Annotated in this window: 15 protein-coding genes; 4 read left to right on the top strand and 11 right to left on the bottom strand. The window is 69.5% G+C overall.

What is annotated here, in order from left to right; translation table 11 throughout:
* Nucleotides 1-63: 63 nt before the first annotated feature.
* Nucleotides 64-2,220: a PTS fructose transporter subunit IIABC gene (locus tag OG718_RS24515; RefSeq protein ID WP_143638835.1), complete on the top strand. Its 2,157-nt coding sequence runs from the start codon at nt 64-66 to the stop codon at nt 2,218-2,220.
* 185 nt (nt 2,221-2,405) lie between these two features.
* Here the strand turns inward: OG718_RS24515 and OG718_RS24510 are convergent, their stop codons facing one another.
* The 3 genes from OG718_RS24510 to OG718_RS24500 form a co-directional block, all read right to left on the bottom strand.
* On the bottom strand, nt 2,406-3,155 hold the full coding sequence (locus OG718_RS24510; RefSeq protein WP_143638837.1) for a DUF6227 family protein: 750 nt from the start codon (nt 3,153-3,155) through the stop codon (nt 2,406-2,408).
* 157 nt (nt 3,156-3,312) lie between these two features.
* A complete protein-coding gene (locus tag OG718_RS24505) occupies nt 3,313-4,539 on the bottom strand; it encodes a L,D-transpeptidase (RefSeq protein WP_328845162.1) in 1,227 nt (408 codons plus the stop codon).
* 147 nt (nt 4,540-4,686) lie between these two features.
* Nucleotides 4,687-6,495, bottom strand: a complete 1,809-nt coding sequence (locus OG718_RS24500; RefSeq protein ID WP_306938577.1) for an ABC transporter ATP-binding protein — start codon at nt 6,493-6,495, stop codon at nt 4,687-4,689.
* Between the two features lie 75 nt (nt 6,496-6,570).
* Here OG718_RS24500 and OG718_RS24495 point away from each other — a divergent pair, with 75 nt between their 5' ends.
* Complete coding sequence (locus tag OG718_RS24495) at nt 6,571-7,149, top strand: TetR/AcrR family transcriptional regulator (protein WP_306938576.1); 579 nt, start codon at nt 6,571-6,573, stop codon at nt 7,147-7,149.
* Nucleotides 7,150-7,264: 115 nt separating this feature from the next.
* Here OG718_RS24495 and OG718_RS24490 read toward each other — a convergent pair whose 3' ends face one another.
* The gene (locus tag OG718_RS24490; protein ID WP_328845161.1) at nt 7,265-8,293 is read right to left on the bottom strand and encodes a P1 family peptidase; all 1,029 of its coding nucleotides are present in this window, start codon (nt 8,291-8,293) and stop codon (nt 7,265-7,267) included.
* 20 nt (nt 8,294-8,313) lie between these two features.
* A complete protein-coding gene (locus OG718_RS24485) occupies nt 8,314-9,564 on the bottom strand; it encodes a low temperature requirement protein A (RefSeq protein ID WP_328845160.1) in 1,251 nt (416 codons plus the stop codon).
* Between the two features lie 161 nt (nt 9,565-9,725).
* On the opposite strand from OG718_RS24485, the gene OG718_RS24480 reads away from it, so the two are divergent.
* Nucleotides 9,726-9,932, top strand: a complete 207-nt coding sequence (locus tag OG718_RS24480) for a hypothetical protein (protein ID WP_328845159.1) — start codon at nt 9,726-9,728, stop codon at nt 9,930-9,932.
* A gap of 124 nt (nt 9,933-10,056) precedes the next feature.
* On the opposite strand, the gene mscL is transcribed toward OG718_RS24480, so the two are convergent.
* The 6 genes from mscL to OG718_RS24450 all read right to left on the bottom strand — a co-directional run bounded on the left by mscL (nt 10,057) and on the right by OG718_RS24450 (nt 16,147).
* Nucleotides 10,057-10,539 carry a large conductance mechanosensitive channel protein MscL gene (mscL, locus tag OG718_RS24475; RefSeq protein WP_143638849.1) on the bottom strand — a complete coding sequence of 161 codons (483 nt, stop codon included), beginning with the start codon at nt 10,537-10,539 and terminating at the stop codon, nt 10,057-10,059.
* A 135-nt stretch (nt 10,540-10,674) separates the two neighbouring features.
* Complete coding sequence (locus tag OG718_RS24470) at nt 10,675-11,235, bottom strand: hypothetical protein (protein ID WP_328845158.1); 561 nt, start codon at nt 11,233-11,235, stop codon at nt 10,675-10,677.
* 369 nt (nt 11,236-11,604) lie between these two features.
* The gene (locus OG718_RS24465; protein ID WP_143638852.1) at nt 11,605-12,447 is read right to left on the bottom strand and encodes an S-methyl-5'-thioadenosine phosphorylase; all 843 of its coding nucleotides are present in this window, start codon (nt 12,445-12,447) and stop codon (nt 11,605-11,607) included.
* 93 nt (nt 12,448-12,540) lie between these two features.
* Nucleotides 12,541-12,885, bottom strand: coding sequence for an FmdB family zinc ribbon protein (locus OG718_RS24460; RefSeq protein ID WP_143638854.1), 345 nt, complete (start codon nt 12,883-12,885; stop codon nt 12,541-12,543).
* A 68-nt stretch (nt 12,886-12,953) separates the two neighbouring features.
* Complete coding sequence (locus tag OG718_RS24455) at nt 12,954-14,255, bottom strand: MFS transporter (RefSeq protein ID WP_143638856.1); 1,302 nt, start codon at nt 14,253-14,255, stop codon at nt 12,954-12,956.
* Between the two features lie 383 nt (nt 14,256-14,638).
* Nucleotides 14,639-16,147, bottom strand: coding sequence for a potassium/proton antiporter (locus tag OG718_RS24450; protein WP_143638857.1), 1,509 nt, complete (start codon nt 16,145-16,147; stop codon nt 14,639-14,641).
* A gap of 303 nt (nt 16,148-16,450) precedes the next feature.
* Here OG718_RS24450 and OG718_RS24445 point away from each other — a divergent pair, with 303 nt between their 5' ends.
* Entirely contained in the window at nt 16,451-19,219 is a 2,769-nt protein-coding gene (locus OG718_RS24445) for a penicillin acylase family protein (protein ID WP_143638859.1), read from the top strand.
* The last annotated feature ends 23 nt before the right edge of the window (nt 19,220-19,242 follow it).

Here is a 19,242-nt window from a genome sequence, read left to right as displayed (position 1 = left end):
CACCCCCGTCCCCACCCTCGCCCACAACTCTCCCCGGGCGATACGCGTGCGAAGGAGCCCGCGATGAGCGAGATGATCACCGCGGACCTGGTCGATCTCGACCTGTCCGCCGATACGAAGGAAGCGGCGGCGCGCGCCCTCGCCGAGCGCATGGTGTCCCTGGGCCGGGTGACCGACCTGGACGGCTTCCTCGCCGACGTGGCCGCCCGCGAGGCCCAGATGCCGACCGGCCTCGACGGCGGTATCGGCATCCCGCACTGCCGCAGCGAGCACGTCACCGAGCCGACGCTGGCCTTCGGGCGCAGCGCGGCAGGGATCGACTTCGGCGCGCCGGACGGCCCCGCCGACCTGATCTTCCTGATCGCCGCCCCGGCCGGCGCGGACGACGCCCACCTCACGATCCTGTCGTCACTGGCCCGCCAGCTGATGAACGCCGAGTTCACCTCGGCGCTGCGGTCGGTGGGCGACGCGGCGGGCGCCGCCGCCCTGATCAGCGGCGACGAGCCCGCGACCGCACCCGCACCTGCCACCGAGACCGCAACTGCGGCTGCCGAGCCGGGTGCCGACGGCTCCTCCGAGGGTTCCGGTGACTCGGACGGCTCCGAGGCGGCTTCCGGGACCGGCTCCGCCGAGGCCGGCGCCGGGACTGCCCCGGCCCCCGCTCCTGCCCTCGCCGGTACGGACGACGAGGGTGCCGCCGACGGGAAGGGCGGGCGACCCTTCCGTATCGTCGCCGTCACCTCCTGCCCCACCGGTATCGCGCACACCTACATGGCGGCCGAGTCGCTGGAGAACGCGGGCCGTGACGCCGGTGACGTCGAGGTCGTCGTCGAGACGCAGGGCTCGGCCGGTTTCACCCGGCTCGACCCGGCCGTCATCGCCGCGGCGGACGGCGTGATCTTCGCGCACGACATGCCCGTACGGGAGAAGGACCGGTTCGCCGGCAAGCCCACCGTGGACGTCGGCGTGAAGGCGGGCATCAGCAAGGCCGCCGAGCTGATCGCCCAGGTGCGCGGCAAGGCCGAGCGCGGCGAGGTCACGGCGGCCGCCGGGCCCCGCGGCGGTACACCGGTGGAGCGGGCCGGCGAGCCCGGTGAGGGCTACGGCACGAAGCTCCGCAAGTGGCTGATGTCCGGCGTGAGTTACATGGTCCCGTTCGTGGCCGCGGGCGGTCTGCTGATCGCGCTCGGGTTCGCGATCGGCGGCTACCAGATCAACGAGGCCAAGCCGGTCACCGAGGTCTTCAACTGGGGCCAGGTCGACAGCTGGGCCGCGCTGCTCTTCCAGATCGGCGGCGTCGCCTTCGGCTTCCTGATCCCCGTCCTCGCCGGTTACATCGCGTACGGCATGGCGGACCGGCCCGGTCTCGTGCCCGGCTTCGTCGGCGGCATGATCTCCGCCAACATCGCCGCGGGCTTCCTCGGCGGTCTGGCCGCGGGTCTGCTGGCCGGTGGTGTCGTCCTCGCGATCCAGCGGATCAAGATCCCGCCGGTGCTGCGCGGCATCATGCCGGTGGTCGTGATTCCACTGGTCTCCTCGATCGTCGTCGGCTTCCTGATGTTCATCGTGATCGGCAAGCCCATCGCCGAGGCGCAGAAGGCCATGACGGACTGGCTCTCCGGTCTCTCCGGCACCAACGCCGTCCTGCTCGGTGTGCTGCTCGGCCTGATGATGTGCTTCGACCTCGGCGGCCCGGTCAACAAGGTCGCGTACGCCTTCGCCACGGGCGGTATCGCCGTCCAGGACCCCAGCGGGTCCGCGATGAAGATCATGGCGACGGTCATGGCGGCCGGCATGGTCCCGCCGCTGGGCATGGCCCTGGCCACCACGATCCGCAAGAAGCTGTTCACCTCGGCCGAGCGGGAGAACGGCAAGGCGGCCTGGGTCCTCGGCGCCTCCTTCATCTCCGAGGGCGCGATCCCGTTCGCGGCGGCCGACCCACTGCGGGTCATCCCCGCCTCGATGGCGGGCGGCGCGGTCACCGGTGCCCTGACCATGACCTTCGGCTCGACCCTGCGCGCCCCGCACGGCGGCATCTGGGTCACCTTCCTGATCGGCAAGCCGTTCCTCTACCTCCTCGCCATCGCGATCGGCACAGCGGTCACGGCAGGCCTGGTCATCGTCCTGAAGGGCATGCGCAAAACGACCCCTGAGGGCGACGAGGACAAGACCCCGGAGGCCCCGACGGCCACTCAGAAGAAGGAGCCGATAGCGGCCTGAACGCTCCGCTGAAAGCGACAACGACGGTGGGCCGGGACTGAGAAGTCCCGGCCCACCGTCGTTGTCCCGTCAGGGGCGCGGGGGTGCCCATTCAAGCGGGCAGGGCCGGCAGTGGTTTTTAGGGGCGCGGGGAACTGCGCGACCAGCCACAACGACCCGCAGATCACCCACAGGCCGAATCCCGCTTAACCGCCGGAGGCAGACGCACGGCGCTCCATGGCCGACCGCGCATCCTCCTCGGACGGATACACCTCACACATGTGCCGCCCATCGGGCGTAGCCGTGTGCTCGACCTCCCACAACGACAGCTCCCGCCCGTCGTGGAGCAGAAACGCGTGCTCGTAGAGCGAGAAGCACATCCCGCGCTCACCCGCCCGGCACGGCCGCCCGAACGCCTGGGTGATCTGGTGCGCGAACGCCATCTGCAGCAGATCGGCCATGTCCTCGCCCGGCCGGTCCGCGTTCTCCGCGCGCCGCAGCAGCCGCCGCCCGTGATCCGCGGAGTCGTCGGGAACGTACGCGTGCAGCGGCTCGGGGACGTGCGACACCCGCACCATCACCGGCAGTTCGAAGTCCGGCGCGTCCGCCGGGAGAGGCAGGCGCCCCGTCGCGGTGCGCAGCTCCTCCTCGTCCTCGTACACCTCGTGCTGCGTGTCGCGGCCCGGTGCGGTGTTGTGGACGAGCTCCCAGAGCGTGAGCGCGCTCCCATCGGCCAGCAGCCAGGTGTGCCGGTACGTCTCGCGGTGCAGCCCCGCGCTGTGGTGTGCGGAGTGCAGCGAGCTGTCGTGGGCCAGTGCCCGGTCCAGCCGCCGTATCGTCTCGTCCGGCAGCTCGAAGGAGTTCAGGGCACGGCCGAGGAGTCGCGCGAGATGCTCCTCCGGAGACTCGGGCGACTCGGGTGGCTCGTACGCTGCCGTCTCGTACGGAACGCTCAAGGCTTCTCCCGGCGTTGCTGCATGTCACCTTGTGGGTGCATACCGTAGCCCCTCGGGCGGACATCATGTCCGGGAACCGAGAAAACGTACGCACAGAAAACGCCGGGGCCGTGTGAGGAGTTCCCACACGGCCCGCCGAAACGTCAAAACCCCTTGGTCAGAGGGCACTTCCCGCGGTCCAGGCACTCCATGCCATGTTCCAGCCGTTGAGACCGTTGTCCGGAGCGACCGTCTTGTCGGGGGAGTTCTTGACGGTCACGACGTCCCCGACGAGCGAGTTGTCGAAGAACCACTTGGCGACCGTGTCACCGCCTGCGCCCTGCACGTCCGCCAGCCCCACGCAGCCGTGGCTGGTGCCCTGCTTCCCGAAGGGCGGATTGCCCTTGTTGTACCAGTAGTTCCCATGAATGAAGGTCCCCGAGGTCGTCAGCCGCATCGCGTTCGGCACGTCCGCGATGTCGTACTCGCCGCCGTAGCCGACCGTCGACCCGTTCATCCGCGTCTGCCGGAACTTCTCCGAGATCACCATCTGCCCGTTGTACGTGCTGTTGTCCGGGCTGCCCGCCGAGATCGGGATCGTCTTGACGGTCCTGCCGTCACGAACGACCGTCATGGTCTGGGTGTTGACGTCGACCGTGGACACCTGGGAGCGCCCGACCGTGAACGTCACCGTCTTGTCCTGCACCCCGTAGACGCCCTTCGCGCCCTCGACGCCGTCCAGGTCGATCTTCATCGTGACCTTGGAGCCGGCCTTCCAGTACGCCTGGGGCCGGAAGTCCAGCCGCTGCGCGCCGAACCAGTGCCCGACCACCTTCTGCCCGCTGCTGGACATGACGGTGATGTGCGACTGCACGTCCTTCCTGAACTTCCCGCCGCCGATCGTCTTGTCGAAGGTGAACGACACCGGCATCCCGACGCCGACCTTCGTGCCGCCGTCCGGTGTGTACGTCCCGATGAAACTGTTGTCCGTGGACACCGTCGTGAAGATGGAGTTGGCCGCCGCCGGCTTCCCGTCGCCGTCCTTCGCGGTGGCCGATATCTGGTACTTGGTCCCCCGCTCCAGCTGCTCCTTCGGCTTCCAGCTCTTCCCGTTCGCCGCGATCGACCCCGGTACGGCCGCCCCCGTGGCCGACTCCTTCATCGCCACCTCGGTCAGCTTCCCGTCGCTGACCTTCACCCCGGTCGAGTTGATCGACGCCGACGCCGAACCGTCCTTCGCGGAGATGACTATCTTCGCCGCCGAAGTCCTGGTTCCGCCGTTCTTGTCCTCGGACTTGTTGTCGGCCTTGGCGTCGCCGCCGCACGCGGTGAGGGTCAGGGCGCCGACCATCAGGGCGGCACAGGCCACCAGCGCGCGCCTCGCTGTTGTGTCCGGCGTTGTCACGGGCTGCTCCAGTTCTCGCGGTTGGGGGTGATCCGCTCCGTTCCGTGGAGAAAGATCGGATCCATGGAGAAGGAGGGGAACATCACCCGCCCGGGTTCCCCCAGCCCGACATCAACACCATCACGTGACAGATTCGGGACAATCGCCCTATGCGGCGGGGGCCTTGGCGGCGGCATCGGCGGGGGACCCGTCCGCGATGCGCAGCGCCTCGACCAGATCGCGGTAGAGGGAGTCCGTGGCGAGCAGTTCGTCATGGGTGCCCCGGGCGCGGACACCGCCCGCGTCCATCACCACGATCGAGTCCGCGTCGATCACCGTCGACAGCCGGTGCGCGATCGTCACCACCGCGTGCTCCCTCGCCCGCCGCCGGACACAGTGGTGGACCGCCGACTCCGTGAGCGCGTCGAGCTGGGCCGTCGCCTCGTCGAGCAGCAGCACGTCCGGCTCCCGCAGCAGCGCCCGCGCGAGAGCGATGCGCTGCCGCTCCCCGCCGGAGACGGCCGCGGTCGACAACTCCGTGTCCAGTCCCTCGTCCAGCGACTCCACCTTCTCCGTCAGCCGCACGTCCGCGAGAACCTGAAGCAGTTCCTCCTTGCTTGCCTCCGGCCGGGAGATGAGCAGGTTGTCGCGGATGGTGCCGGGGACGACCGGGGTGTCCTGCTCCACATACGCCAGCCTGGAACGGATCGCCGCGTGACTGTGCCGGTGATACGGGACACCGTCCAGCAGCAACGCGCCCTCCTGCGGCTCCAGAAAACGCAACAGCAGGGAGAAGACCGTGGTCTTGCCCGCCCCGGAGGGCCCGACGATCGCGGTGTGCCCACGAGCCGGCACCGCCAGGTCGATCCCGCGCACGGCAGGCTCCCGGCCAGGACCGTACGACGCCGTGACGCCCTTCAGCTCCAACACCGGGCCGCTCGTGTCCGGCTTCTCCGGCACGGGACCGCTCGTCCGCCGTCGGCCCGACGGCTCCGCCTGCCCATCCGTCGCGGGCCCGTCCGTCTCCGCGTCCAACTCGTCCACCGCCCGGATCCGCTCCGCCGCGGCGATACCGGACTGCAGCGCGGTGAGATTCTGCGACAGCTCCGTGATCGGCTCCATCAGCCCGAAGGCGTAGAGCAGGAAGGCGATCAGGCTGGACACCTCCAACTGCCCTTCCCCGACCCGCCACGCGCCCACACCGAGGATGAGGATCACCGCGAGCTGGATCCCGGTCCAGGCGATGGTCCACACGGTGGCCTCCAGCCGCACCGCGCGGATGCCGTACTCCGCCGAGGCCCGCGCGTCCGCCGCGATCCGCTCCGCCTGCCGGTCCTCGGCACCGCTCGCCTTGACCGTACGGATCGCCCGCAGCGTGCCCTCCAGGGTGCCGCCGACCCGGCCGACGTGCTCCTGCGCCCGCTCCTGCGCCTTCGCGATGCCGGGCATCAGCACCGCGAACAGGACGATCACCACCAGTACGGCCGCCACCGTGGTGCCGAGCAGGACCAGGTCCAGAAAACCCATCAGCACCAGCGTGCCGACCAGCATCACCACGCCGTTGATCAGCCCGATCACGCTCGACGAGGCCGCCTCGCGCAGCAGCACCGTGTCCGAGACCGTCCGCGAGACCAGCTCGCCCGGCGGACGCGCGGTCACCGCGGGGATCGTCGCCCGGAAGTACCGCCGCACCATCGACTCCCGGGCGTCCAGCACCACCCGCTCCCCGAGCGTGCCGAGGAGCACCCACTGCACGCGGTACAGCACCGCGCCGATCACCAGCAGTACGAGCAGCGCGACCACCGGACCACGCAGCGAACTCCCGTCGTTGAGCGCGTCCAGCACCCACTTGGTCACCATCGGCGTGGCCAGCCCCAACGCAGAAGCGGCCAGTGCCAGCAACAGCCCGACCGTCAGCGTCCGCCGGTGCGGCCGCGCGAACGAAGCAAGAACCCGCAGACTCTCCGGAGCAACCATGCTCACGAGTGGAACATCGATGTTCCAAAACTGTCAACTCTGTTTTATTGTGGAACAGCGCTACAGTGTGTGCCCATGGACACCGCTGTAAGCGACAGGAGCGGCGCACGAGGCCGCACGAGGCGCGCCATCCTCGACGCCGCCGCCGTCGTACTGGCCAAGAACTCCGGGGCCTCCCTCGGCGACGTGGCCGCCGCGGCGGGCGTCGGCCGCACCACCGTCCACCGCTACTTCGCGGAGCGCTCCGACCTCCTGAGAGCCCTGGGCGCCGACGTCCTCGAAAAGGTCGCCGCCGCGACCGACCGCAGCCGCCTGGAGGACGGCCCGGCACTCGCCGCCCTTGAACGGCTGTGCCAGGAACTCTTCGAACTCGGCGACGCCCTCACCCTCGTCTTCGACGAGTCACTGGTGGCCACCTGGAACTGGGAGGGCTGGGACGAGGACACCGACGCCGACCGCGCCCTCGCCCGCCTCATCGAACGCGGCCACACCGAAGGCGCCTTCGACCCCGCCCTGGACGTCGACTGGATCGTCCAGACCCTCTGGTCCCTGCTGTACGTGGCCTGGCAACGCGGCCGCACCGGCGGAACCAAGCACGAGGCACTGACCCTGTGCCTACGCACCCTGCGGAAGGCTGTTTCCCCGGGGCTATAGGGGCCTTCGGGCGGGTGGGCGTGCCGGGTTGGCCGGGCTGGCGATGTCGGCCGGGGTAGCCGGACTGGCCGCCTCCCCCCTGGGCCCCTCCCCGCCCCCTCCTCCCACCCTCCCGCTACCGCCGCCCGTACAACTCCCCGTACGCCGGCCACATCCCTCCCGGTCCCTCCACCGATTCGGCGGCTCGTACCGCCCGGACGATGGCGCGCGTCACCAGGTCCGCGCCGGCCGCGAGGATCTCGTTGAGCGCGAGCGGGTTCTCCTCCTCCAGCGGACGCGCCCCTGTGGCGAGCGCGAACACCGTGTCGCCGTCGTGGAGGAGATGCACCGGCCGGACGGCACGCGCGATGCCGTCGTGCGCCGTACCCGCGAGCTTCTGGGCCTGCGCCTTCGACAGGTCGGCGTCGGTGGCGACCACCGCGAGGGTGGTGTTCAGCGGGGGAAGGTTGTTCTTCGCCGCGGCCTCGGCGAGCCGCACCCGCGCCGCCTCGTGAACCTCCTCGGCCGGACAGCTCAAGAGCCCCTGGACCAACTCCCCGTACAACGCCCCTGTCTCCGGCTCCACCACCGACCCCGCCGCGTTGGCCACGACCAGCGCCGCCACCGTGACACCCGATTCGAGCACGGCACTCGCGGTGCCGACCCCTCCCTTCATCATTCCCACGGCCGCCCCCGTCCCGGCGCCCACGGACCCCTCCGGAACAGGTGCGCCCGGTTCGCTCGCCGCCGCGGCCTGCACCGCCTCGCGACCGGTCGCCGCGTCCGGCCTGGCCCGGAAGTCGCCGCCCCGGCCGAGGTCGAAGACACAGGCCGCCGGCACGACGGGCACCACCTGCCGCGGACCGGGCCCGACCCGTACACCGCGTCCCCGCTCCTCCAGCCAGGCCATCACACCCGTCGCCGAGTCCAGCCCGTACGCGCTGCCGCCGGTCAGTACGAGCGCCTCGACCTTCCGCACCACATTGCGAGGATCGAGCGCGTCGGTCTCCTTGGTGCCCGGCCCACCACCGCGCACATCCACCGCGGCGACCGCGCCGCCTTCCGGGGCGAGGACAACCGTCGTACCGGTGAGCCAACCGTCACCGGTCCTCGTGGCGTGCCCCACGCGCAGCCCGGCAACATCCGTCAGAGCGTCAACTGTCATACGCCCAGTGTCGACCCGACCTATGCGGCCGACGCGCCCGCCACGGCTTCCTCGCGCTCCTCCCGCGCGGCCGTCCGGGCGGTCAGCGTCACCCCCACCACCACCGCAAGAGCGGCCACCACACCCGCCGCGAACACCGCCCAGTCACCCAGGAACGTGCACAGGGCCACCGCCAACGCCGTGACGGGCAGCACCAGTTGCTGCGCCGTGCCCACCTTGTAGTGGCGGGCGTGCAGCGCCCAGACGGTCAGGAGGAACAACGCCGTCGGAAGTGTCACCGCGGCCGACGCCGCCAGTGTGGAGATGTGCGCCTTGCCGACCGCCTGCTCCACGGCGACCTCCAGTCCGGCACCGATCGCCGCCGCCGAAGCGAAGATCAGGTAGTGGCCGTATCCCCACAGGAACGCCTTCCTGCTGGAACTGAGATGACCGTGGATCGGTACGACGAAGTAGATCCACCACGCGGCGAAGATGATCAGCAGCCCGCCCGAGGCGATCGGGAGGAGCTCGCCCAACGCGTCGTTCTCGTCCACCCCCACCTTCACCGCGATCGTGGCGGCGGCGATGGTCTCGCCGAGGACGATGATCGTGAAGAGCCCGTATCGCTCGGAGATGTGGTGCGGATGCCAGACCGTGCTGTACTCCCTCTCCGCCACCAGCGGGACGCACATCTCGGCGATCGCCATCACCAGGAACAGCCACGGCCGGCCGGACTCCGGCAGGAGCACCAGTCCGACCCAGCCGACCTGGCACACCAGGACCCCGCCCGCGTACCGCAACGCCATCCGCCGCTCGGCGCCGTCCGCGTTCCGGGCCACGCGCAGCCACTGCACGGTCAGCGCCATCCGCATGATCACGTAGCCCAGCAGAACCAACAGGAAGTCGTGGTCCTCGAACGCCTTGGACACCCCGGCGGCCAGCACCAGCACACCGGCGATCTGGACCAGCGTGACGACCCGGTACAGCGCGTCGTCGTTGTCGTAGGCCGACGCGAACCAGGTGAAGTTCATCCACGCCCACCAGATGGCGAAGAACACCATCGCGTAGTTCAGGATGCCCTCGGCCGCGTGCGCCTCCGCGACGGAGTGCACCAGCTGCACTCCCGCCTGGGCGATGGCCACGACGAAACACAGATCGAAGAACAGCTCCAGCGGCGACGCGACCCGGTGCGCCTCGTCCCGTCCGCGCGCTGTCATCCTGCGCAGCGGCCGACGGGAGGGGACGGTTGGGGAGCGGCGCGGAGCGGAATCGGAAGCGGCATCGGACGTCATGCGACCAAGCAGAGCAGAAACGCTCCAAAAATCCAGAAGCACGCCGACACCCGCACCCGGAGTCCGGACAGCACCCGCACCCGGAGCCCGGCCCCTGCCCAGGACCGCGCCCGCACCCATGGGCCGGCCCGAGCCCGGAGCCGGACCCGTACCCTGGACGCATGAGCGCTACCCCCGATCCCGCCCCACCGCAGGTCCAGCCCTCGGGCGCCGAATCACGTGACCCCAAGGCCGCGCTGATCTTCGACGACCCGCTGAGCCGCCCGTCCGCCGACGACACGGACCGCGGTTGGGGCGAGCGGCCCGCCGGCGACAGCGCGGCGGACCTGGCCCGCTTCCTGGACGAGAAGCCGCCCCACCACATCTGACCCCCGCACCACCGCCGAGCCCAGCGGGCCGCAGCCCCTGTGGGACCCCGACGGACGGCTGCCAGTACGGCACGGACGCCTGCCAGTACGGCGGTTACCGCAGTTACAGCGGCCAGTACAGCGACTACTGCTCGTTGTGCCCCGAGCCGCGCTGGGCCACCAGGGCGTCGCGGATCTCCTTCAGAACCTCCAGCTCGCTCACCTCGATCACCTCCTGAGCCCCCTCCTTCGCCTTCTGGCGGGCCGCCTGCCTGGCGAGGTACTTGGACATCGGCAGCACCATCAGGAAGTAGACGACGGCTGCGGTGATCACGAAGGTCAGCGTCGCGCTGAGGACCGTGCCCCACATGATGGGGATACCGCTCGTCGCGGTCCCCGTCGCCTCGTCGAACCGGCACGGGTCCTTCAGGCAAGAGCTGTACTGGTCGAGGTCCTTGGTGCCGAAGGCGCCGACCAGGGGATTGATCACGCCCTTCACCACGGAGTTGACGATGTTGGTGAAGGCGGCGCCGATGACCACCGCGACAGCCAGATCGACGACGTTCCCGCGCATCAGGAAGGCCTTGAAGCCGTCCCAGACGCTCGGTTCCTTCTTCTTCTCGCTCACCAGGGAGCCCCTCTTCAGCCGCACAAACTGTGGAATCAACAGCTCCGCAACCTACGTCAGGGCGTGGCAGCGCTGTCCAATTCCGTAACTCCAACGAGGGACTTGACAGCCTGACGGCAGCCATCCTGGCCATGGTCAGCACAGGGTCACCGCCAAGCGCGAGGTCGCGCCGGCCCCGGCCAGCAACGTCGCCGTCCGCCGAGGCACGGACAGGACGACGAGCGCCCCACCCTCCGAGACACTGTCCGGCGACTCGGGCAATTTCGTCACCCGCGCACCGCGCGCGACCACATGCGCGTCACCCGGCCCCACCGCCCCCTGCTCAGCCGCGACGACGTCGACCCGGTCACCGGGCCTGAGCAACCGCACCGTCGCACCGTCGGCGATCCGCACCGGTGCCGTAACCATCTCGACGGGCCGCCGCTCCCGCACCGGATCCACCACCGGGCGCCCCCGCGGAGGCCCGGCCCCCCGCGCCTCGGTATCTCTGGCCCCGGGCCCCGCCGCGACGATCGCCACAGCGGTCACCGCGAGCCCGACCGCGACGGCCCGCCTCCGATGCCGAACGAGCCGCCGCACCTGATACCGCCCACCACGCACCCGCACCGGAGCGAAATGCGGCACCTCACACGTACCGGGCACATCAGTGCCCAACGGGCGCGAAAAGGAGGAGAGCTGCGACACGGTCACCACCACCTGCGGTCGAAAGATCGGCTTGCGACCCCAGCCTGCGCCCTCTCCAGAAATCCCGCCGAGCCCAGTGGACGACCACCCAGTTGTGGACAACTCCCTCACCCGAAGGAACAGTTCCGCCCCCGCGCACAACGCACCCGCACCCGCACCCGAACACACACGGGAGCGACCCGCACCCGCAGCGAATCACGCACGGGAGCGGGCCGTGCCGGTACGTCGAAAGCCCGCCGCGTACGGCTCCTCCAAAAAAGCGGAACCCTCAAAACCGCAGCAGTACACCCGGCAGCGGCGGGCTCGACGTACCGGCACGGCCCGCGCCCCACACGACCACGCGGCACACGACCACGCCCCACACGGCACGCGGCGCACCACCTAGGGCAACGCGACCCCCGGATCCATCCCACCCAACGCAGTCGTACACAGACAGTCCCGCGAAGCGTTTGCAGGCAGCCCCGCCACCGCATCGAACAGAACCCCCCGCAGCCGATCCACATTCGCCGCGAACACCTTGAACACCTCGTCGTGCGAGACGCCCTCCCCGCTCTCGGCCCCCGCGTCGAGATCGGTGACCAGCGTCAACGACGTATAACAAAGCTCCAGTTCACGAGCGAGCGCCGCCTCCGGATGCCCGGTCATACCCACCACGGACCACCCCTGCGCCCGATACCAGAGCGACTCCGCACGGGTCGAGAACCGCGGCCCCTCGATCACCACCAGCGTCCCGCCGTCCACCGCCTCCCAGTCCCGCCCGCGCGCCGCCTCCAGAGCGACCTCGCGCCCGGTGGGGCAGTAGGGATCGGCAAGGGACACGTGCACGACGTTCGGCACCTCACCCCCGGGCAACGGCAGCCCGTCGAAGTAGGACTGTGCCCGGGACTGCGTACGGTCCACGAACTGGTCCGGCACGAGCAGCGTCCCCGGCCCGTACTCGGGCCGTAGCCCGCCTACCGCACACGGCCCGAGCACCTGACGCGCCCCGACGGAGCGCAGCGCCCACAGATTGGCGCGGTAGTTGATGCGGTGCGGCGGCAGATGATGGCCGCGCCCATGGCGGGGAAGGAAGGCGACCCGCCGCCCGGCGATCTCACCGAGGAACAGGGAGTCGCTGGGCGGTCCGTACGGCGTGTCCACCTGTATCTCGGTCACGTCGTCGAGGAAGGAGTAGAAGCCCGACCCGCCGATGACGCCGATCTCGACGTTCTCCGTGTTCACCATGAACGGCACCCTAACGGGACCCGGAAACGCCGAAGACCCTGCCGTCGTACGACGACAGGGTTCGTGGGCGAAGAACCGTTGTGCGCGAGAGCGTTACGCGGCGTTACTGCTGCCGGAGGACGAGCTCGTGGACGACGACTTCGAGTCCGAGGACGACTTGGAGCCCGACGAGGACGAGGAGTCCGACGAGGACGACGTCTTCGAGTCGGACGATCCGGTCGACGTCTTCGTGGCCGGCGCCGGGCTGCTGCTCGACGACGAACCGCGGCTGTCGTTGCGGTAGAAGCCGGAGCCCTTGAAGACGATGCCGACCGCGGAGAACACCTTCTTCAGGCGTCCGTCGCAGCTCGGGCACACGGTGAGGGCGTCATCGGTGAACTTCTGCACCGCCTCGAGGCCCTCGCCGCACTCGGTGCACTGGTACTGGTAGGTCGGCACTTGTCTTCCTCCTGGCACTCTCACTCAGTGAGTGCTAACGACGGTCCATAGTGACGTATTCCTCGGGATCAGTCCACTGCCACCGGCACTCGGTGACCCACGCCACGTGCGACGGTCCGGCTCACCACCCGGGGCGCGAGCCGTGAACGCAGGGCCACGAGGGTCGCCAGGGCCACCAGTGTGCCGCCCATCGGGACGAGGAATCCGGCACCGTCCCACAGGCGGTCCTCCATCTGCCCGGCGATCGTGACGGCGGCCGCCTGCCCGAGCGCGACCGCTCCGGTGAGCCAGGTGAAGGCCTCAGTGCGGGCGCCGGCGGGCACCAGGCCGTCGACCATGGTGTAGCCGGTGATCAGGGCGGGAGCGATGCACACACCGACGAGGAGGCCGATCCCCGCGAGGACGATCACCGACTGGGCGGCCCACAGCCCGGAGGCGGCCAGTCCCAGGGCGGCGTACGCGACGACGAGGCGGCGGCGCGGGGCCACCTTCCAGGCGATCGCACCGCAGACGACGCCGGAGAGCATGTTGCCCGCGGCGAAGGTCCCGTACAGGACACCGTTCAGACCGGGCTCACCGATGGACTCGCTGAAGGCGGCGAGCGAGACCTGCATGCCGCCGAAGACGGCACCGATGCCGAGGAAGGCCACGATCAGCACTCGCACGCCGGGGACCGACAGGGCGGAGGCGTGCTTCACGCGCGCGTGGCCGTCGGCACCGGCGTCGGTGGCCACGGCCGGCTGGGTGCCGCGCTGGGCGGCGAACAGCAGACCGCCGACGAGGGTCAGCGCGGCCTCCGTGAGCAGACCGGCGGCCGGGTCCACGGCCGTGCACAGCGCGGTCGCCAGCAGCGGCCCGAACACGAAGGTGAGTTCGTCGGTGACGGACTCGAAGGCCGCCGCGGTCGTCATCAGCGGCGAGTCCTGGAGCTTGACGCCCCAGCGGGCCCGCACCATGGGCCCGACCTGCGGCACGGAGGCGCCCGTCGGCACGGCGGCCACGAAGAGCGCCCACAGGGGCGCGTCCGAGAGCGCCAGCGCGGTCAGGGAGAGCCCCGCCACCGTGTGGACGAGGACGCCGGGCAGCAGCACGGCCCGCTGGCCGTGACGGTCGGCGAGACGGCCGGTGAAGGGCGCGAACAGCGCCAGGGAGACACCGGTCACGGCGGCGACGGCGCCGGCAGCCCCGTACGAGCCGGTGGTGTGCTGGACGAGCAGCACGATGGAGATGGTCAGCATCGCGAACGGCTGCCGCGCGGCGAAGCCGGGAAGCAGGAACGTCCACGCGCCGCGCGTACGCAGCAGTTGTCCGTATCCCGGGCGGGAGGAGACAGGAGTCCCGGGGGACTCCGAGGTGACCGTGGATGCCACGGCCCGTGCCTTTCTGCCGCCTGGTAGCGCGGCCCGTTTCACTGGGCCGGAGGCGCCGAGAGCTGTCCTCTTGCGCGGAACTGCGGTAGATGCCGGGCCGCCCGCCAAGAGGGCACCGCGGCCGCCATACGGTCGCGCCAGCTCTGCGTCAGGCAGAGTTGGTTAGATCAAGATGCGCCTTGATGATACAGGTCCGAGCGACCCTGCCCCTGTGAAACCCAGCACTCTCCTGATCGAGACCTGCGAATACTCGCCGGCCTGGAACCCGCGAGCCGAGAACCGCGAACCACCAAGCCGAGCAGCCGACCACGTGAGGACCTGAGGACCTGAGGATCCCGGGTCCTGAGGATCCCGGGATCCTCAGGACCCGGGAGAGCCGAGGATCAATCCTCGGCTCCGTTCCCACCCGTCCCCAGCCACCCCGCCAGCTTGCCGCCCTGGCCGACCGCGCGCAGCCTCTGCTCGGCGGCGTCCCGGACGGGATCGGTGGCCACGACGAGCAGCTCGTCACCGCGCCGCAGCACGGTCGTCGGAAGCGGAACGAACGATTCTCCGCCGCGGACGACCAGGGTGACGGCGGCGCCCGCGGGCAGCCGCAGCTCGTTGATCTCGACGCCGTGCATCTTCGACCCCTCGGGGATAGCGACGGACAGCAGATGCCCGCGCAGCCGCTCCAGGGGTGCCGACTCGATCCCCAGGTCGGCGGTCTCCGAGGAGGCCTTGGACACGCCAAGCTTCCGGGCCAGCCAGGGGAGCGTAGGCCCCTGGACGAGGGTGTAGACGACGACAAGTACGAAGACGATGTTGAAGATGCGACGGCTTTCCTCGACGCCGCTCACCATCGGGATCGTGGCCAGGATGATGGGCACCGCGCCGCGCAGCCCGGCCCACGACATCAGGGCCTGCTCCTGCCAGCGCATACGGAACGGGGCAAGCGCCACCACGACGCTCAGCGGACGAGCCACCATGGTCAGCACCAGGCCGATGACGAGCGCGGGCCAGATGTCGTCGCCCATCTCGTGCGGTGTGACCAGCAGCCCGAGCAGCACGAACATGCCGATCTGGGCGATCCAGCCGAGCCCGTCGGCGAAGCCGCGCGTGGCGGGCCAGTGCGGCAGCTTCGCGTTGCCCAGCACCATCGACGCCAGATACACGGCGAGGAAGCCGCTGCCGTGGGCCAGCGCCCCGGCCGCGTACGCCGTGACCGCGATCGCCATGACGGCGATCGGGTAGAGGCCGGAGGCGGGCAGCGCCACGTGCCGTAGTCCGTACGCCCCCAGGAAGCCCACCGCGAGGCCGATGGCCGCTCCGATGGACAGCTCAAGCGCTATCTCGCCGAGCAGGTGGTACCAGTGCTCCACGGGGCCGGTCATGGAGAACGAGACGACGAGGATGACCACCGGGGCGTCGTTGAAGCCCGACTCGGCCTCCAGGATGCCCGTCACGCGCGCGGGGAGGGGCACCTTCCGCAGCACGGAGAAGACCGCCGCCGCGTCCGTCGAGGACACCACCGCGCCGATGATGAGCGCCTGCCGCCACTCCAGCCCGATCAAGTAGTGGGCCGCTGTCGCGGTGACGCCGACGCTCACCGAGACGCCGACCAGCGCCAGTGAGGAGGCAGCCGGCAGCCCGGGCTTGATCTCTTTCCACTTCGTGCCGAGGCCGCCCTCGGCCAGGATGACGACCAGGGCCGCGTACCCGATGACCTGGGTCAGTTCGGCGTTGTCGAAGTGGATGTCGCCGATGCCGTCCTGGCCCATGGCGACGCCGATGCCCAGGTAGACGAGCAGGCTGGGGAGCCCGCTGCGCGACGAGATCCGAACCGCTGCCACCGCGACGAGCAGAACGAGCGAGCACACGAGCAGGAGCTGGTTGAGGTGGTGGACAGTCAGCGGCTGTTCCCTTCTCGCCGTTCCGGGTGGATCACTTTGACCAGTTGGACCGCATTGACCGGTTGGATCACCTTGTTCGGTGCAACCGTGGCCGGTTCAGCCGGCTCGATGGTTCAACTACTTCGTTACCTTACCTAACTCTTGACGCTTTCTTGACACTCGGCAAGGCAAGATCGAACTCCCGTCCGCCCGGGTTCCCGACTCCGCGTCAAGTCCGAGTTGGCCCTGCGCCTATGGTTGCTCCAGCGCTCAGTCAAATGGACAAGCCCGCCTGCCGCTCGCGTGAGGACAGCAAGGACAGCGATGCCCCCCAACACCACCGCATCTTCCGGTCAAAAGCCCGGCAAGTCCGGCAGGAAGAAGGGGCGCAGAGCCCGTCTGATCCTGATCGTCCTGGTTCTGGCCATCATCGGCGGCGTCGCCTACGGGTCGTTCTGGAGCATCAGCACCGTCCGTGCCTCCTTCCCCCAGACCAAGGGTTCCATCACGCTCGACGGCCTGTCGGGCCCCGTGGACGTGAAGCGCGACGGCTACGGGATCCCGCAGATCTACGCCTCGACCGACGCGGACCTGTTCATGGCGCAGGGCTACGTCCAGGCGCAGGACCGGTTCTACGAGATGGACGTACGCCGTCACATGACGGCCGGCAGGCTCTCCGAGATGTTCGGCGAGAGCCAGGTCGACGAGGACGAGTTCCTGCGCACGCTCGGCTGGGACCGGGTGGCGGAGAAGGAGTACAAGACCACGCTCTCCGCGGAGACGAAGAAGTACCTGCAGGCATACGCCAAGGGGGTCAACGCGTACCTGAAGGGCAAGGACAGCGCGGACATCTCACTGGAGTACGCGGCCCTCGGTTTCCGCAACGACTACAAGCCCAAGGAGTGGACCCCGGTCGACTCGGTGGCCTGGCTCAAGGCGATGGCCTGGGACCTGCGCGGCAACATGCAGGACGAGATCGACCGCTCCCTGATGACCAGCCGTCTGGGCCCGCAGCAGATCGACGACCTGTACCCGGCGTACCCGTACGACCGGAACAAGCCGATCGTGCAGGAGGGCGAGTACAACAGCACCACCGGGGAGTATCAGCAGGGCGGCGACTCCGGTACCGGTACCGGTACCGGCGGTACGCAGTCCGCGGCGGGTACCGGACTGGCGAACAACGCCGAGGCCCCCTCCGGGCTGCAGAGTCAGCTGTCGGGCCTCTACAAGGTGCTCGACGACGTCCCGGCGGCCGTCGGCGTGAACGGCAACGGCATCGGCTCGAACTCCTGGGTCGTCAAGGGCACCCACACCATCACCGGCAAGCCACTGCTCGCCAACGACCCGCACCTGTCGCCCTCGCTGCCGTCCGTCTGGTACCAGATGGGCCTGCACTGCAGGAGCGTCTCCGAGAAGTGCCAGTACGACGTCTCCGGGTACACCTTCGCGGGCATGCCGGGCGTGGTCATCGGCCACAACCAGAGCATCGCCTGGGGCATGACCAACTCCGGGGCCGACGTCACCGACCTGTACCTGGAGAAGCTCACCGGGAACGGCTACGAGTACGACGACAAGGTGAAGGCCTTCACCACCCGCGAGGAGAAGATCAACGTCGCGGGCGGCGAGGCCAAGACCATCGTCGTCCGGGAGACCAACAACGGACCGCTGCTGTCCGACCGCGACGACGAGCTCGTGAAGGTCGGCAAGAAGGCCACCGTCGACAGCGCGGCACCGGACCGCGGCGACGGCTACGGCATCTCCCTGCGCTGGACCGCCCTGAACCCGGGCAACTCGATGGACGCCGTGTTCGCGATGAACAAGGCCACCGACTGGACGGAGTTCCGCAAGGCGGCCGCCCTGTTCGACGTGCCCTCGCAGAACCTGACCTACGCGGACAGGGACGACAACATCGGCTACCAGCTGCCGGGCAGGATCCCCATCCGCGGTGAGGGCGACGGCTCGCTCCCCTCGCCCGGCTGGGACTCCAAGTACCGCTGGACCGGTTACATCAAGCAGGCCGAGCTGCCCTACGAGTACAACCCCGACCGCGGCTACATCGTGACCGCCAACCAGGCCGTCGTCGACAAGGACAAGTACCCGTACACGCTCACCACTGACTGGGGCTACGGCACGCGCAGCCAGCGGATCGCCGATCTCATCGAGTCGAAGATCAAGGGCGGCGGCAAGATCTCGACCGACGACATGCGCCAGATGCAGCTCGACAACAGCAGCGAGATCGCCAAGCTCCTGGTGCCCAAGCTGCTCAAGATCGACGTGGCCGACAAGCACGTCCGTGAGGCGCAGAAGCTCCTGGAGGGCTGGAACTACACCCAGGACGCCGACTCGGCCGCGGCCGCGTACTTCAACGCGACCTGGCGCAACATCCTCAAGCTCGCCTTCGGCAACAAGCTGCCCAAGGAGCTGCGGGTCGAGGGCCAGTGCCTGAACGTCGAGCCGGTGGACTCCACCGGTCCCGCCGACGAGGACCGGCGGGTGCGCGAGTGCGGTCAGCGCGACGCCGACAGTGCGCAGCCGGACGGCGGCGACCGCTGGTTCGAGGTGGTGCGCAAGATCCTCGACGACGAGGACAACGCCTGGTGGTCGGCGCCGAAGACGCGTACCGACAAGGCCGTCAACACCCGCGACGAGCTCTTCGGGCGGGCCCTCACGGACGCCCGCTGGGAGCTCACCGCCAAGCTCGGCAAGGACATCGACAGCTGGAACTGGGGCCGGCTGCACCGGCTCTACCTCAAGAACCAGACCCTGGGCCTCGAAGGGCCCGGCTTCCTGAAGTACATGCTCAACCGCGGCCCGTACAACATGGGCGGCGGCGAGGCGGCGGTGAACGCCACCGGCTGGAACGCCGCGGGCGGCTACTCCGTGGTCTGGGTGCCGTCGATGCGCATGGTGGTGAACCTCGAGGACTTCGACAAGTCGAAGTGGATCAACCTCACCGGTGCCTCCGGGCACGCCTACAGCGCCCACTACATCGACCAGACGGGCAAGTGGGTCAAGGGCGAACTGCTGCCCTGGGCCTACAAGGAGCAGGCGGTCGACGAGGAAACGTCGGACACGCTGGTCCTTAAGCCCTGAGCACCACGTGAGAACGGCCCTCC

The sequence above is a fragment of the Streptomyces sp. NBC_00258 genome (assembly GCF_036182465.1).
Classification (GTDB): Bacteria; Actinomycetota; Actinomycetes; order Streptomycetales; family Streptomycetaceae; genus Streptomyces.
The sequence above is the reverse complement of the archived record's forward strand: the minus strand, read 5'-3'. Positions and strand labels throughout refer to the sequence as shown.

Coding starts and splice junctions, on each gene's coding strand:
- OG718_RS24500 (WP_306938577.1), bottom strand. CDS start 6,495: ATGGTTGCTCCGGAGAGTCTGCGGGTTCTTGCTTCGTTCGCGCGGCCG.
- OG718_RS24515 (WP_143638835.1), top strand. CDS start 64: ATGAGCGAGATGATCACCGCGGACCTGGTCGATCTCGACCTGTCCGCC.
- OG718_RS24495 (WP_306938576.1), top strand. CDS start 6,571: ATGGACACCGCTGTAAGCGACAGGAGCGGCGCACGAGGCCGCACGAGG.
- OG718_RS24465 (WP_143638852.1), bottom strand. CDS start 12,447: ATGGTGAACACGGAGAACGTCGAGATCGGCGTCATCGGCGGGTCGGGC.
- OG718_RS24490 (WP_328845161.1), bottom strand. CDS start 8,293: ATGACAGTTGACGCTCTGACGGATGTTGCCGGGCTGCGCGTGGGGCAC.
- OG718_RS24445 (WP_143638859.1), top strand. CDS start 16,451: ATGCCCCCCAACACCACCGCATCTTCCGGTCAAAAGCCCGGCAAGTCC.
- OG718_RS24485 (WP_328845160.1), bottom strand. CDS start 9,564: ATGACGTCCGATGCCGCTTCCGATTCCGCTCCGCGCCGCTCCCCAACC.
- OG718_RS24480 (WP_328845159.1), top strand. CDS start 9,726: ATGAGCGCTACCCCCGATCCCGCCCCACCGCAGGTCCAGCCCTCGGGC.